Annotated in this window: 12 protein-coding genes; 2 read left to right on the forward strand and 10 right to left on the reverse strand. The window is 74.8% G+C overall.

What is annotated here, in order from left to right; translation table 11 throughout:
* Nucleotides 1–13: 13 nt before the first annotated feature.
* The 8 genes from SCA03_RS16515 to fmt form a co-directional block, all read right to left on the reverse strand.
* The gene (locus tag SCA03_RS16515; protein ID WP_030875740.1) at nucleotides 14–1,450 is read right to left on the reverse strand and encodes a GuaB1 family IMP dehydrogenase-related protein; all 1,437 of its coding nucleotides are present in this window, start codon (nucleotides 1,448–1,450) and stop codon (nucleotides 14–16) included.
* 167 nt (nucleotides 1,451–1,617) lie between these two features.
* Nucleotides 1,618–3,027: an NAD(P)/FAD-dependent oxidoreductase gene (locus SCA03_RS16520; RefSeq protein WP_086817604.1), complete on the reverse strand. Its 1,410-nt coding sequence runs from the start codon at nucleotides 3,025–3,027 to the stop codon at nucleotides 1,618–1,620.
* A gap of 112 nt (nucleotides 3,028–3,139) precedes the next feature.
* Nucleotides 3,140–4,399 carry a cation:proton antiporter gene (locus SCA03_RS16525; RefSeq protein ID WP_086817606.1) on the reverse strand — a complete coding sequence of 420 codons (1,260 nt, stop codon included), beginning with the start codon at nucleotides 4,397–4,399 and terminating at the stop codon, nucleotides 3,140–3,142.
* 49 nt (nucleotides 4,400–4,448) lie between these two features.
* Nucleotides 4,449–4,925: a cation:proton antiporter regulatory subunit gene (locus tag SCA03_RS16530; protein ID WP_030875735.1), complete on the reverse strand. Its 477-nt coding sequence runs from the start codon at nucleotides 4,923–4,925 to the stop codon at nucleotides 4,449–4,451.
* Nucleotides 4,926–5,073: 148 nt separating this feature from the next.
* A complete protein-coding gene (locus SCA03_RS16535) occupies nucleotides 5,074–6,111 on the reverse strand; it encodes a sugar-binding transcriptional regulator (RefSeq protein WP_051855705.1) in 1,038 nt (345 codons plus the stop codon).
* 240 nt (nucleotides 6,112–6,351) lie between these two features.
* Nucleotides 6,352–7,035, reverse strand: coding sequence for a ribulose-phosphate 3-epimerase (gene rpe / locus SCA03_RS16540; RefSeq protein ID WP_030875732.1), 684 nt, complete (start codon nucleotides 7,033–7,035; stop codon nucleotides 6,352–6,354).
* A 123-nt stretch (nucleotides 7,036–7,158) separates the two neighbouring features.
* Nucleotides 7,159–8,598, reverse strand: coding sequence for an RsmB/NOP family class I SAM-dependent RNA methyltransferase (locus SCA03_RS16545; protein WP_030875730.1), 1,440 nt, complete (start codon nucleotides 8,596–8,598; stop codon nucleotides 7,159–7,161).
* Between the two features lie 269 nt (nucleotides 8,599–8,867).
* The gene (gene fmt / locus SCA03_RS16550) at nucleotides 8,868–9,809 is read right to left on the reverse strand and encodes a methionyl-tRNA formyltransferase (RefSeq protein WP_030875727.1); all 942 of its coding nucleotides are present in this window, start codon (nucleotides 9,807–9,809) and stop codon (nucleotides 8,868–8,870) included.
* Nucleotides 9,810–10,135: 326 nt separating this feature from the next.
* On the opposite strand from fmt, the gene SCA03_RS16555 reads away from it, so the two are divergent.
* On the forward strand, nucleotides 10,136–10,681 hold the full coding sequence (locus tag SCA03_RS16555; protein WP_030875724.1) for a hypothetical protein: 546 nt from the start codon (nucleotides 10,136–10,138) through the stop codon (nucleotides 10,679–10,681).
* A 150-nt stretch (nucleotides 10,682–10,831) separates the two neighbouring features.
* Here SCA03_RS16555 and SCA03_RS16560 read toward each other — a convergent pair whose 3' ends face one another.
* A complete protein-coding gene (locus SCA03_RS16560; RefSeq protein WP_030875720.1) occupies nucleotides 10,832–11,743 on the reverse strand; it encodes an SDR family oxidoreductase in 912 nt (303 codons plus the stop codon).
* Between the two features lie 121 nt (nucleotides 11,744–11,864).
* Here SCA03_RS16560 and SCA03_RS16565 point away from each other — a divergent pair, with 121 nt between their 5' ends.
* A complete protein-coding gene (locus tag SCA03_RS16565; RefSeq protein WP_086818066.1) occupies nucleotides 11,865–12,455 on the forward strand; it encodes a TetR family transcriptional regulator in 591 nt (196 codons plus the stop codon).
* A gap of 137 nt (nucleotides 12,456–12,592) precedes the next feature.
* Here SCA03_RS16565 and SCA03_RS16570 read toward each other — a convergent pair whose 3' ends face one another.
* Nucleotides 12,593–14,785 (reverse strand): primosomal protein N', encoded by a 2,193-nt coding sequence (locus SCA03_RS16570; protein WP_078872769.1) that lies wholly within the window; start codon nucleotides 14,783–14,785, stop codon nucleotides 12,593–12,595.
* Nucleotides 14,786–14,985 lie beyond the last annotated feature (200 nt).

Genomic DNA, 14,985 nt, shown 5'->3' on the forward strand with positions numbered 1-14,985 from the left:
GGAAGTCCGCGCGTCACCAACTGGCGTGCAGCGGCTTGCCCTCGGCGTATCCCGCGGCGCTCTGCACCCCGACGACGGCGTGCTCGGCGAACTCCTCCAGGGTGCCGGCGCCCGCGTAGGTGCAGGACGAGCGGACCCCGGCGATGATCGAGTCGATCAGGTCCTCGACTCCGGGCCTGGCCGGGTCGAGGAACATCCGCGAGGTGGAGATGCCCTCCTCGAACAGGCCCTTGCGTGCCCGGTCGTAGGCCGACTCGTCGCTGGTGCGGTTGCGCACGGCACGCGCGGAGGCCATGCCGAACGACTCCTTGTACAGCCGTCCGTCGGCGGACTGCTGGAGGTCGCCGGGCGACTCGTAGGTGCCGGCGAACCAGGAGCCGATCATCACGTTGGAGGCGCCGGCGGCCAGCGCCATGGCGACGTCCCGGGGGTGGCGCACCCCGCCGTCGGCCCACACGTGCTTGCCGAACTTGCGGGCCTCGGCGGCGCATTCGAGGACGGCGGAGAACTGCGGACGGCCGACACCGGTCATCATCCGCGTGGTGCACATCGCGCCCGGACCCACGCCGACCTTGACGATGTCGGCCCCGGCCTCGATCAGATCCCGGACGCCCTCGGCCGCGACCACGTTGCCCGCGACGACCGGCACCGACGGATCCAGGGCCCGCACGGCACGCAGCGCCTCGATCATCCGCTCCTGGTGGCCGTGCGCGGTGTCCACGACGAGGGTGTCGACGCCCGCGTCCAGCAGCGCCTCGGCGCGCGCGGCGACATCGCCGTTGATCCCCACGGCGGCGGCGATCCGCAGCCGGCCCGCGTCGTCCACGGCGGGGGTGTACAGGGTGGCGCGCAGCGCGCCCTTGCGGGTGAGCAGGCCGACGAGCCGGCCGTCGGCGTCCACGGCCGGGGCGAGCTTGCGGTGCGCGGCGTCCAGCCGGTTGAACGCCTCACGCGGGTCGATGTCGGCGTCCAGCACCAGCAGTTCGCTGGACATCACCTCGGACAGCTGGGTGAACCGGTCGACGCCGGTGAGGTCGGCCTCGGTGACGATGCCGACGGGGCGCCCGTCCCGGACGACGACGCCCGCGCCGTGCGCCCGCTTCGGCAGCAGCGACAGCGCGTCGGCGACGGTCTGGCCGGGCTCCAGCACGATGGGGGTGTCGAGCACCAGATCGCGCCGCTTGACCCAGCCGATCACCTCGGTGACCACGTCGAGCGGAATGTCCTGCGGGATCACCACGAGGCCGCCGCGGCGCGCGACCGTCTCGGCCATACGGCGTCCCGCGATGGCGGTCATGTTGGCGACCACGAGCGGGATGGTGGTGCCGGTGCCGTCCGGCGTCGAGAGGTCCACGCCCTGCCGGGAGCCGACCGCGGAGCGGTTCGGCACCATGAAGACGTCGTCGTACGTCAGGTCGTACGGAGGCCGCTGATCATTGAGAAAACGCACGTACTTCAGTGTTGCACGCCCGCACACATGAACGGCAACGGAGGATCCGCCGTACCGGGGCCGCACCCGCTGTGCGATCGCACAAATACTCGACCTTGGACGCCCGCACCGGCCACCTGCCCCGCCCCGCCCGCACCGGCCGCACGTACCGCCCGGCCCGCGGCAGCTCAGCCCCGCACGCCCCGCCCCGCACGCAGCACCCGCCGGAGCACCCGGGGATGCACCAGCCGGCTGCGCGGGGTGAGCATGCTGACCACCCGGACGTACAGCGCCGCCAGCCCCGGGTCCCGGTGGGCAGCGGTCAGCACACGGTCGAGATAGCGCCCGGTGACCCCGCTCAGTGGCGGCCTGCGCCCGGGCACCTCCGGCACGGCGAGATCCGCGGCACGGGCCAGCTCCCAGGCGGGCGCGACGGCCCGCGCCGCCCGCGCGAAGTACCGGCGCGGCAGCCCGGGAAGCCCCGAGCGCAGACAGCTCTCCAGCGCCTCGGCCTCCAGCGCCGCCACCGTCATGCCCTGCCCGTAGACGGGATTGAAGCTGCACACCGCGTCCCCGATGGCCAGCAGCCCGTCCGGCAGCCGCTCCAGCCGCTCGAACCGGCGCCACACGCTGTACGGGAAGCGGTGCAGCACGGGCTCGCTCAGCGGCTCGGCCGCCCGCACGACCGCGGCCACATCGGCGGGCAGCACCGAGTCGGCGAAGGCGGCGAAGCCGGGCTCGTCGGTGGACGGATGATCGCCCGCCATGCCCGCGACCGTCAGGATCCAGCGGCCCTCCTCCTGGAGGAACAGGCCGCAGCCACGGCCGGGACGGCCGGGAACGCTGCCACTCAGGACCGTCCGGTCGCCGTCGAGAGCGCCCTCGGGCAGCCGCAGGAAGCGGGTGGCGTAGCCGACGTCGATCCGCGTCCGCTCCTCCTCGGGCGGCGTGAACCCGGCCGCGGCGAGCCAGGTGGACGAGCGCCCCGCGCGCCCGGTCGCGTCGACGACCAGCGAGGCGGAGAGCGTCACCGGCTCCCCCGCGCCCCCGGCGCCCGACTCCTGCCCGGCGCGCTCCGTGCCCGGCTCCGCGCCGCCCGGCGCACCGGCGGGCCCGTCCGTGCGCGGCTGCACCCGCGCGCCGGTGACGCGCCCGTCCTGGAAGACGGGGCCGAGCACATCGTGCCCGTCCAGGAAGTCGACGTTGTCGAGCGCCCGCACCCGGCGGCGCAGCACGGACTCCAGCAGCGGCCGGGTGGCCTGGAGCGCGACCACGCCCGTCTCGCCCCGGGCCAGCGGTGCGCCGCCGAGGACGTAGCGGGCCTGCGAGAGCAGCTGCGAACGCACCGCGCCGGCCCGCACCAGCTCCTCGGCCAGCCCGGGGAAGAGCCGCTCCAGCGCCATGCTGCCGGTGCCGAGCAGCGCATGGACGTGCCGGCCCTGCGGAACCCCGCGCCGTGGCAGCGCCGGACCGCGATGGCCGCCGCTGTCGTCCAGCACGTCGCGCTCGACGATCGTGATCCGCCGCGCGTGCCCGGCCAGTCCGCGTGCGGCACACAGCCCGCTCACCCCGGCACCCAGTACGACCGCGTGCTCCATGGCCACCCCCACCGCCTGCGGCAGACCGCACCGGCCGGCGCGGCTCGCGCCAACTGTCGAGGGCGGCGCCCGCCCGGCGCAAGACCCCCTGCACGCGGGAGAAAACAGAGGGTTACGGCTGTGCCGTGCCCGCCGCCTCGGCGGCCTCGGCCGGCGCGGGCACCGCCGCGTCCGCCGGCTTCGCGCCACCGGAACCGCCGGAGCCACCGGAGCGGTTGTCCGCGAACTGCTTGACCCGGCGCACCACCGGCTCCGTCCAACGCGCCGTCAGCGGCCCGAGCACGACCAGGATCATCACATAGGCGGTGGCCAGCGGGGTCAGCCGGTCGTCGACGCCCGCGGCGAGACCGGCGATGACGATGGAGAACTCGCCCCGCGCCACCAGCGCCCCGCCGGCCCGCAGCCCGCCCCGGCTGCCCACTCCGGCACGGCGCGCCGCGTACCAGCCGGTGATGATCTTCGTGACGGAGGTGACGACCGCCAGGATCAGCGCGGGCAGCAGCACCGGCGGGATCTGGGAGGGCACCGTGCTCAGCCCGAAGAAGACGAAGAAGACGGCGGCGAACAGATCCCGCAGCGGGCTGAGCAGGCTGCGCGCGTTCTCGGCCGTCTCCCCGGACAGCGCGATGCCCACCAGGAACGCGCCCACGGCGGCGGACACCTGGAGCTTCGCCGCGATGCCCGCGATCAGCAGCGTCAGCCCGAGGACGACGAGCAGCAGCATCTCGGGGATGTCCGAGCTGACCATCCGGCTGATGAACTTGCCGTACCGCAGCGCGATCACCAGCACGAGCCCGACCGTGCCGACGGCGATGAGCATCGCCACGCTCGTACCGGCCAGCCCCAGCCCGGCCACCAGCGCGGTCAGCAGCGGCAGATAGACGGCCATCGAGAGGTCCTCGATGACGAGCACCCCGAGGATGACCGGCGTCTCGCGGTTGCCGAGCCGGCCCAGATCGGTGAGCACCTTGGCGATCACCCCGGACGAGGAGATCCAGGTGACACCGGCGAGACCCACCGCCGCCACCGGACCCCAGCCCATCAACAGCGCGGCCAGCGCGCCCGGCACGGCGTTGAGCGCGAAGTCGACCAGCCCCGAGGGGTACTGCGTCTTCAGGCTCGTGACCAGCTCGGATGCGCTGTATTCCAGGCCGAGCAGCAACAGGAGCAGGATGACCCCGATCTCCGCACCGACCTCGATGAACTCCTCGCTCGCGGTCAAGGGGAAGAGCCCGCCTTGGCCGAACGCCAGCCCGCCCAGCAGGTAGAGCGGGATGGGCGAGAGCCCGATACGGCCGGCGAACCGGCCGACGAGGCCCAGGCCCAGGACGACGGCGCCGAGTTCGATCAACAGGACGGTGGTGTCGTGCACGTATGGCCTTTCTGTTGGTCCGGGCCCGCCGGTCATCTCCCCCGAGGGGTCAGATGCCGGCGAGGATCCGGGTCAGTTCATCCACACCCTCCCGGGTGCCGACGGCGACGAGGGTGTCGCCCGCCTCCAGGCGGAAGTCGGGGGTCGGTGACGGCACCGCCCCCGTCCGGCGCAGGACGGCGACGATGGAGGCACCGGTGCGCGTGCGCGCCTTGGTGTCTCCCAGCGGAAGCCCGCTGTAGGGGGACTGCCCCGACAGCGGGATACGGACGGTGACCAGGTCGATCTCCATCTCGCAGGTGCCCAGCCGGGGCGCCTCGCCGGGGGCGAGGATCTCCGCCAGCGACTCGGCCTCGTCCCGGTCGAGCGGCACCGTCGCCTCACAGGCGTCCGGGTCCTCCTCCTTGTAGAACCCGAGGAAGCGCCGGCCGTCCTGATGTGCGACGACGGAGATGTGCCGGCCGGCCCGGGTGGAGATCTCGTACTGCTTGCCCAGCCCCGGCAGCTTGGTGCTCTTGGTCGTCATGGCGTGCTGCCCTGCCCTCCTCGGACACGTAACGGACCGGCCGTCCTTCGGCCGGGACCCGGACAGATCGTAACGTCATGCGCATGACGGCTCCCAGTCAGCTCGCACGGACCCTTCGTGTGTGAGGGCGCGGCGCGAACTGCCCCGGCTACACGGAGCCGTCGGCGCGTTCGGACCGGCCCGTACCGCCGGGGCCGTCGGCACTGTCGGGGTCCGTCCTCTCCAACGCCGGACGGGGCCCCGGTTCTTCCTCGTTCAGCAGCCAATCCGCTGCCGCGGTGTCCGTCACCAGGCTGGTGACCAGTCCGGAGCGCAGCACGGCACCGATCGCGGCGGCCTTGCGGTGGCCGCCCGCTATGGCGACGACCTCCGGAATACGGCGCAGCCGCTCCGCCTCGACGGTGATGCAGCGCTCCCCCAGATCCCGGCCGATGCGCCGGCCCCGGGCGTCGAAGAGGTGCGCGGACATCTCCGCCGCCGCGCCCAGCGAGGAGTAGTGGTCGCGCTCCTCGGCGCTGAGCATGTCGTAGACGGTGGAGATCCCCGGCTCCCAGGAGCCGATCGAGACGGCCGCCACGGTGACCTTGTCGAAGTACTCGAAGGCGCGGGCGATCCCCGTCTGGTGGCGCAGTGCGGCGGCGGTGGCGCTGTCGGGCAGCAGCATGGGCGCGTAGATCGGGTGCGCCTCTCCCCCGGCGACCTCGGCCGCGCGGCGCACCGCCTCGACGGAGCCGCGGTCGGCGGTGCCGGCGTCGTACACCCCGGTCAGCTGGACGACCGTGCACGGCGGCAACTGCCGCAGGGCCGCGGCCATGTGGATCGTCGAACGCCCCCAGGCCAGGCCCAGCACGTCCCCGTCGGTGACCAGCTCGCCGAGCAGATCGGCTGCCACCTCGCCCAGGTTCTCCGGGTCGGCCGCGTCGTCCACCGCCTCGGTGGGCGACTCGACGACGACCACGTGCCGCAGCCCGAACCGGGCCCGCAGCGCGTCGGAGCGCTCCGCGTCCAGCTCGGCCGGCACCCGGATCTCGATCCGCACCAGATCACGTTCGAGGGCGGTCTCCAGCACCCGGGCCACCTTGAACCGGCTGACCCCGAACTCGTCGGCAATCTGGATCTTGGACTTGCCCTCCAGATAGAAGCGGCGGGCCATCGCCGCCGCCTGCATGAGTTCGGCGGGTCCCATACGCGTGACTCGCCCCGACGACACCGCACTCACCTCACTGTCTTGCCGTATCCGCGCCGTAAGCGCTCTTGCGCTGCGCGTTCATCCTTGCAGATCCCCCGCGGCCGCGGTCCGGGCTCACCCGCCGACTTCAGCTGCCGTACCCCGGCCCGTAACGCGCGGGCGCCACCGTGCGTGCCCACGCGTCACCGGCCGCGGTCGTCCCCCTGGGAACGCCCCCGAAGGGCCGCCCCCGGTGTCTCAGCCGGCGCAGCCGTGGTGCGCCGCACCGGCCGACTCCGCCTGCTGCCGCAGCCCGCGGACCGCGGCCGCCGGATCGTCCGCGCCGTAGACGGCCGAACCGGCCACGAACACATCGGCGCCCGCCTCGGCGCAGCGCTCGATGGTGGACGCCGAGACGCCGCCGTCGACCTGGAGCCACATCTGGAGCCCGTGCTTGTCGATCAACTGCCGGGTCCTGCGGATCTTCGGCAGCATGATGTCCAGGAACGCCTGCCCGCCGAAGCCCGGTTCCACCGTCATCACGAGCAACATGTCCAGCTCGGGCAGGAGATCCTCGTACGGCTCGATCGGGGTGGCGGGCTTGAGCGCCATGGAGGCACGCGCGCCCTGGGCCCGGATCTCCCGCGCGAGGCGCACCGGCGCGGCGGCCGCCTCGGCGTGGAAGGTGACCGAGCCGGCGCCGGCCTCGACGTACTGCGGGGCCCAGCGGTCCGGCTCCTCGATCATGAGGTGGCAGTCCAGCGGGGTGTCCGTCGCCTTGCGCAGCGCCTCGACGACGGGCGCTCCGAGCGTGAGGTTCGGGACGAAGTGGTTGTCCATGACGTCGACATGCAGCCAGTCGGCGCCTTCGACGGCCCGCGCCTCCTGGGCGAGGCGGGCGAAGTCGGCGGACAGGATGCTCGGGTTGATCTGTGCTGCCATGGCTCCCAGTATTCCGTCGGTGTCCGGTGCTCCGTGTGTGCGGGGCGAGTTGCCGGTTGTCCGCTGCCCGTGGCCCGCTCTCCGTTGCTCGTCGCCCGTCGTCCGTTGCCCGTTGCCCGTTGCTCAGGCGGTACGGCGCAGCAGCGCCAGATACATCGCGTCAGTGCCGTGCAGATGCGGCCACAGCTGGACGTCCGGCCCGTCGCCCAGCCCGGGCAGCGGCGGCACCTGCTCACGCGCGTCGATCCGCTCGGCCGCCGGGCCGCCCTTCGCGCCCTCGCCCAGCACGTCGTCGACGACGGCGCGGGTCTCCGCCGGATGCGGCGAGCACGTCACATAGCCGACGACCCCGCCCACGCGCACGGCGGCCAGCGCCTCGCGCAGCAGTCCGCGCTGCAACGGCGCGAACCCGGGCACGTCCTCGGGGGTGCGCCGCCAGCGCGCCTCGGGCCGGCGGCGCAGCGCCCCCAGCCCGGTGCACGGCACATCGACCAGCACCCGGTCGAAGGTGCCCGGCGCCCAGGCCGGGCGGGTGCCGTCCGCGGTGACCACGGCGTACGGGCCCGGGTTCCCCGCCAGCGAGCGGGCCACGAGCCGCGCCCTGTGCTGCTGCTTCTCCGCCGCGAGCAGCGTGGCCCCGCGCCCCGCCGCCAGCGCGCCGAGCAGCGCGGCCTTGCCTCCGGGCCCCGCACAGGCGTCCAGCCAGCGGGAGTCGGGGCCCTCCAGCGGCACGTTCGCCAGGGCCAGCGCGACGAGCTGGCTGCCCTCGTCCTGCACACCGGCGCGGCCCTCGCGCACCGCGTCCAGCGCGCCCGGGTCGCCGCCCTCGGCCAGCCGGACCGCGTAGGGCGACCAGCGTCCCGGCTCCGCCTCACCGGTCAGCAGCTCCTCGACCGTGGCCCGGCCCGGGCGGGCGACCAGGGTGACCTCGGGCCGCTCGTTGTCCGCCGCGAGCAGCGCCTCGATCCCGGCCCGGCTGTTGCCCGCCGGGCCGAGCGCGTCCCACAGCGCCGAGACGATCCAGCGCGGGTGCGCGTGGCGCAGGGCCAGATGCTCCTCGGGGTCGTCGTCGTAGGGCGGCGCGACGATGTCCAGCCAGCCGTCCAGATCGTGCGCCGTGATCCTGCGCAGCACGGCGTTGACGAACTTCGCCCGCCCGTCGCCGAGCACCACCCGGGCCAGCTCCACGGTGGAGCTGACCGCCGCGTGCCCGGGGATCCGGGTGCCCAGCAGCTGGTGCGCGCCGAGCGAGAGCACGTCCAGCACCGGCGGGTCCACCTCGCGCAGCGGCCGGTCCACGCACTCCGCGATGATCGCGTCGTAGGTGCCCTGCCGGCGCAGCGTGCCGTACACCAGCTCGGTCGCCAGCGCCGCGTCCCGCCCGTCCAGACCGCCGGCCTCCGGGCCCTTCTCCCGCGCCTTGCGCAGCAGCGGGGGGAGGACGAGGTTCGCGTACGCGTCCCGCTCGTCGACGGCGCGCAGCGCCTCGAACGCGAGGATGCGCACGGGGTCCTTGCGGGGACGCCGGTAGGGCTTGGCGGGGCGGCGTTGCCGGGTGCTCACGAGGAAAGGTGCTCCGGAGGTACGGGGAAGAAGAGACGAAAGCGGGACGGGTCCCGAAAACCGCGGGTCGCCTCCACCCTACGTCGAACACACCGGCACCGACGCCGCCCGCCCCCCGCCCGCCCCGCACACCGCCGTACGGCACGGCCGACGGCCACCACGGCACCCTCGGCGCCTCGGCCTCGCCGCCGTCGCCGCCACCGGTGCCCCGCCGTCGCCGCCACCGGTGCGGGCGCCGGTACCGTCCCGTCGCGCTCCGGCAAGCCGGTTCAGCCGAGCCGTTCGCCCGCCGCGATCCGGGTGCCCCGTGCCCAATCGGCCGCCGGCATCGGCTTCTTGCCCTGCGGCTGCACCCACTCCAGGCGCACGGGGTGCGAACCCGTGCCGACCAGCACGGAGTTCTTGCCGACCAGCAGCTCCCCGGGGCCCGGCTCGGAACCGTCACCGGCGCCGTCCGGGGCGAGCGCGACCGAGCGGACCTTGAGCCGCTCGTCGCGGAAGACGGTCCAGGCGCCGGGCGCGGGCGTGCAGGCGCGGACGAGCCGGTCGACGCGGAGCGCGGGCGCGCTCCAGTCGATCCGGGCGTCCTCGACGGAGATCTTCGGGGCGAGGGAGACGCCCTCCTCCTTCTGCGGCTCGGGCCGCAGCGTGCCGTCCTCGATCCCGTCCATGGTGGCCGCGAGCAACCCCGCACCCGCGAACGCGAGCCGGGTGAGCAGATCGCCGCTGGTGTCCGTGGTGCGCACCTCCTCGGTGACGACGCCGTAGACGGGGCCGGAGTCGAGCCCCTCCTCGATCTGGAAGGTGGAGGCGCCCGTCACCTCGTCACCGGCGAGCAGCGCGTGCTGCACGGGCGCGGCACCGCGCCACGCGGGCAGCAGCGAGAAGTGCAGATTGACCCAGCCGTGCCGGGGCACGTCGAGCGCGACCCGGGGCAGCAGGGCGCCGTAGGCGACGACGGGACAGCAGTCGGGGGCGATCTCCCGCAGCCGCGCGAGGAAGTCCTCGTCCCGCGGCTTGGCGGGCTTGAGCACCTCGATGCCCTCCTCCTCGGCGCGCTGCGCGACCGGACTGGGGACGAGCCGCCGGCCGCGCCCCGCCCGCGCGTCGGGCCGGGTGACCACGGCGGCGATCTCGTGCCGGCCGGAGGCGAGCAGGGCGTCGAGCGCGGGGACGGCGACCTCGGGGGTGCCGGCGAAGACGAGCCTCATCGGTGGCGGACTACCTCTCACACGGGTGCGGAACGGACTGCGGCGGGCGGCACCGGGCCGACCGTCACCGCTGCAAAGACAGCCCAGTTTACGGTCGGCGCACGGCATCGCACCTCGGGGGCGTGCGGACCCCAACGCGCCCTGTGAGCGCGGCGCGAGCGCCCCCACAGCGTGACCAGAGCGCCCATCAGTGCGTTGGTCAAGTCAGGTTGACCGAATCAGGCACCGCCCGTTCCGCGCGGCGACCTCCCTGGTTCCGCACCGTTCCTCAGCAGAGTTCAGCACAGCTCAACAGCCCCTTTTCAGCCGGTTCGAGAGGCTTTTTCATGGCCGACCACGCAACCCACGACGCCCAGGCACGGGCAAGCCTGCACCTCCTGGTGCGGGACATCGAGCGGGTCCGCCGGCAGGTGGACGCGCTGCGTACCCTCACCGCCCAGCTCGGCAACGTCTACCGCCCGCGGCGCACCGGTCCGTCCGCGGGCTTCGTCGTCTACGGGCGCGCGCCCGCACCGACCGTCCGGCTCGCCCAGGAACTCCGCGACAGCGTCGAGACGTTGGTGACCGCCGCGGTCGACTTCGACCGCTCCCTGGGCTTCTCCTGGGACGCCGTGGGCTCGGCGCTGGGAGTCACCAAGCAGGCCGTGCACCGCCGCTACGGCGCCCGCCGCGGCACGGCCCGCTCCACCTCCGAGAGCGACGGGGCCGCCGCGGCACGCCCCGCGGAGACCGTCCCGGCCGTTCCCCGCCCCGTCTCCGCCGCCCACCGGCCCGGCGTTCCGGCGGCACGCCCCGCCCCCGCCCAGCCGGCCCAGACCGCCGCCCCCCACGAACCCCGGCACGGCAGCCTCCCGGCCCCCCGCAACGGCTGAACCGAGCCTTCCGCACCCCTTCGTCCGACCACCCGGCGTCCTCCCCGGCCGACTCCGCCCTCCGTCCCCGTCCGTGCCGCTGCCCGGCGCCCTCCCCGGTGCCGGGCAGCGGTCGTGCGTGCGGCCGGTGTCCGGGACGGCGCAGAGGGTTCAGGGAGCGGGCGTGGCCAAGTAGTCGCCGTGCTCCAGGTCTTCGAGCAGCGTCGGGTGGGTGGGAGACCAGTCGAGCAGCTCCCGGGTGTGAGAGCTGGAGACGGGCCCGTCGAAGCCGTAGGCGGCGGCCATGAACGGGCTGACGAAGTGCGTGGCGGCCTCGTCGGGGGTGAGCGAGGCCGTGGGCAGGCCCAGGCCCCGGGCGATGGTCTGAGCGATGCTCTTCAGGGCGACGCCGCTCTCGGCCGCTCCGTGCAGCACGCTGCCGGCCGGCGCCTTCTCCAGCGCCAGCCGGAACAGGACCGCCGCATCCTGCCGGTGCACCGCGGGCCACCGGTTGGCGCCGTCTCCGACGTAGGCCGAGACGCCGGTCTTCCGGGCGGTGGCGATGAGCATGGGGATGAAGCCGTGGTCCTCGGGACCGTGGACGGTGGGGGCGAGGCGGACCACGCTCGCGCGTACGCCCCGGTCGGCGAAGCCCAGGCAGGCTCGCTCGCCCGCGATCCTGAAGGGCGCCATTCCGGCCGCGTCGGGCTCGTCCTTCTCGGTGCTCTCCCGGCCCGCGGGCATGACCAGGGTGCCCGAGGTGACGACGAACGGCTTTCCCGTGTGCTCCAACGGCCGGCCCAGCGACGCGATCGCGGTCCGGTCGCGCCGCATCATGTCGTCGAGGTCCGAGAAGTCGCCGCCGTAGGCCATGTGCAGGACACCGTCGGCGGCTTCGGCGCCGCTGCGCAGGCTGTCGAGGTCGTCCAGTGAGCCTCGGTGCGGTGTCGCACCCAGCGACTCCAGCCGGGCGGCCGCGGCATCCGAGCGCGCCAGCCCGGTGACGGTGTGGCCGGCGGCGATGAGTTCGGCGACGACCGCGGGTCCGGTCTGGCCCGAACCACCGGTGACGAAAACATGCATGAAGGTCTCCCCCACTTGACGCCAGTAACTGGCACTACGTACATCGGCCGCCGAGCCTAGGTAGCGCCAGTCACTGGCGTCAAGAAACGCCAGTGACTGCCATATGCGGTACCCTCGGGGCATGCCACGGAGCGGAGCAGAAGCACGTCGCCGCCTTCAGCAGGCAGCTTTGGAGCTGTACCAGGAGCACGGGTTCGACCGGACCACCACGGCCGGGATCGCCGCCCGTGCCGGCGTCAACGAGCGCACCTTCTTCCGGCACTTCCCGGACAAGCGCGAGGTGCTCTTCGACGGCGAAGCCGACCTGCGCGCCGCACTGGTGCACGCGGTGACCGAAGCCGCCGACGGCCTCCAGCCGCTCGACATGGTGCTGGCCGCCTGCCGGAAGGCCGAACCGCTCCTGGAGCGCAACCGTCCGTTCGCCGCACCACGGCGGCACGTCATCGCGACGACCCCGGCGCTCCGCGAACGCGACCTGGCCAAGGCCGCGTCACTCAGCGACGCCCTGGCGGACGCGCTGCGGCAACGAGGGGTCGAAGACCGGCTGGCCGGACTGGCCGCCGTGACCGGATGGGCCGCCTTCCACCAAGCGGTCCAGGCCTGGATCGACGACCCCGCGGAGAGCCTGGACGCACACGTCCTCCGGGCCTTCGACGCTCTGCGCGCCCTCTCCGGGAGCGCCGCACCGGCACAGACACGGCCCGAGGACTGACGCGCCCCCACAAGACGGCCCTCGCTCCTCGCGCGCGAACGGCGCCTCCCTCGGAGCCGTAACGCGCGGGACCGATCCCGGCGGCACCGTCCGTGCCTCGACTCCTGGCACCGCGGGCGGCGGACGGGCGCGGGCCGTCAGCCGATGTCGAGCGGGTCGATCCGCAGCTGCGCCGACGGGCCCTCGCGCCGCGTCAACCGCCGCACCTGCGCCGTCTTCAACGCGGACGCCAGCGCCGCACCGCTGCCCCGCGGCACCCGCACCAGCGCACGCTCCCACTGCTCACCGGGCGGCGGATCGCCCGGCCTGCGCGGCCGCCCCGCGGCAGGCACCGGCAGCGGAACCGGACCGAGCACCTCCGCCTCGGCCGGCAGCCCCGTCTCCCGCGCCGCCTCCAACAGCCCCGCGACGGCCTGCGGCGGACCGGTGACCGCCGCCATCCGGGAGACCGGCGGAAAGCCCAGCTCGGCCCGGTCGGCCAGCTCGCGCAGGGCGTGACCGGCCGGATCCCAGCGCACCAGCGCCTGCACCGGACGCAGCGTCTCCTCCGCGACGACGACCACCGAACCGCCCGCCTCGTGGCCGCGCACCAGCGACGCCGCCGCCAGCCAGCGGCGCAACGCCTCCTCCCCGGCCCGCAGATCGGGCCGGCCGAGCAGCACCCAGCCGTCCAGCAGCAGCGCCGCCGCATACCCCTCGCCGCCCTCGGGCACCGGCTCGGCGCCCGGGGTCGCCACCACCAGCGCGGGGCCGCCCGGCACCGTCTCCAGCACGTGCTCGCCGCCGGAGGTGCGCACCGGGACCGACGGGAAGGCCCGGCCCAGCTCCTCCGCCGTACGCCGGGCACCGAAGACGGAGCCGCGCAGCCGGCCCCCGCCGCACATTCCGCAGTGCCAGTCGACGACCTCGCGCGCACACCAGCCGCAACGCAGCGCGGCCCCCTCGGCCCCCGCCTCCAGCGGGCCCGAACAGTGCCGGCAGCGGGCCGGCTCGCGGCAGCGCTCGCACACCAGCCGCGGCACATAGCCGCGGCGCGGCACCTGCACCAGGACCGGCCCCAGCGCCAGCGCGTCCCGGGCCGTCCGCCACGCGAGGCTGGGCAGCCGGGCGCTGCGCGCCGCCGGATCGCGCGCCTCGTCGCCCTCCGCAGCCGTGCGGACCCGGGGCATCACCGCCCGCACCGTCTCCCGCTCGGCGGTCAGCGGCCTGGCGAAGCCGGACTCCACCAGCTGCGCCGCCTCGACGGTGCAGCCGTGCGCGCCGAGCAGGAACGCGGCCTGCTCGGTGACGGCACGCTGCATCAGCACCTCGCGCGCATGCGGCTGGGGAGCGCGCTCCTCGCTGTGCGCCGCGTCGCCGTCCTCCCAGATCGCCACCAGCCCGAGCCGGTGCACGGGGGCGAACATGGCGGCGCGGGTGCCGATGACCGCGCGGACCGAGCCACGGCGGACGGCGAGCCAGCGGCGGTAGCGCGGTTCGGGCCCGGCGTCGGCGGTGAGCAGCACGTGCCGGCCCTCGCCGACGAGCGCGGTCAGCGCCGCGTCGAGGCGCGCCGCCGCCTTGCCGTCCGGCAGCACTGCCAGCGCGCCGCGCCCCGCCGCCAGGGCCGTCGCCAGCGCGGTGGCCAGCTCGACGGCCCAGTCCTGCGGGCCCGGCAGCGCCGTCCACACCGCACGGGGCGCGGCCTTCTCCCGGAGCGCGGCCAGAAAGGCCGGGCCCTGCGGATAGCGGCTCCAGCCGCCGGGCTCCGGCATGTCCGGCCGGGGCAACCGCCGTGGTGAGGGCTGCTGTTCGGGACGGGCGCGGCGCGGCGGCACCGCGAGCTGGACGACGTCGGCGAGGGAACCGGCGTACCGGTCGGCCACCGCGCGGCACAGCTGGAGCAGCTCCGGGCCGAGCACCGGCTCGGGCGAGAGGACCTGCGCGAGGGGCGCCAGCCGCCCGGCGAAGTCGGTGTCGGCCCGCCGCTCGACGATGAACCCGTTGACGAGGCCGCCCCCCTCGCGGCGCCCCTCGCGCTCCCCCGCACCGAACCGGACGCGCACCCGGACACCGGGCTGTGCCTCCTCGTCCATGGCGGCGGGCACGGCGTAGTCGAAGTAGCGGTCGAGATGGACCATGCCCTTGTCGACGAGCACACGGGCGACGGGCAGCCGCGCGGCCCGCTCCGCGTTGCGCCAGGTACGCGGCTTGGCACGGGGCTGCCGCGCCTTGCGCTCCCGCACCGTCTCCCGGATCAACGCAAGCTGCTCGGGCGCCCCGGACTCCCCCGCCTCCGACTGCTCATCGCCCCTGCTCACAGCCCCAGTCTTAGCAGACGCCCCGGACATCCGCCGGGGCGGAAGTGGGGCGGGACCGAGCGGAGCCGGGGCCGGAGCGGGGGCTGAGCCCGGAGCGGGGCTGAGTCGAGCCGACGCGGGAGCCGGGCCCCGACCGGGGAGCCGGGGCCCGACCGAGGCCGGGGCCGAGCCGCGCGGGAGCCGGGGCACGACCGGAGCCGGACCGGACCGGGGAGCCGAAGCCCGACCAA

Origin of the sequence: Streptomyces cacaoi (assembly GCF_006539165.1) — a bacterium.
Classification (GTDB): Bacteria; Actinomycetota; Actinomycetes; order Streptomycetales; family Streptomycetaceae; genus Streptomyces; species Streptomyces cacaoi.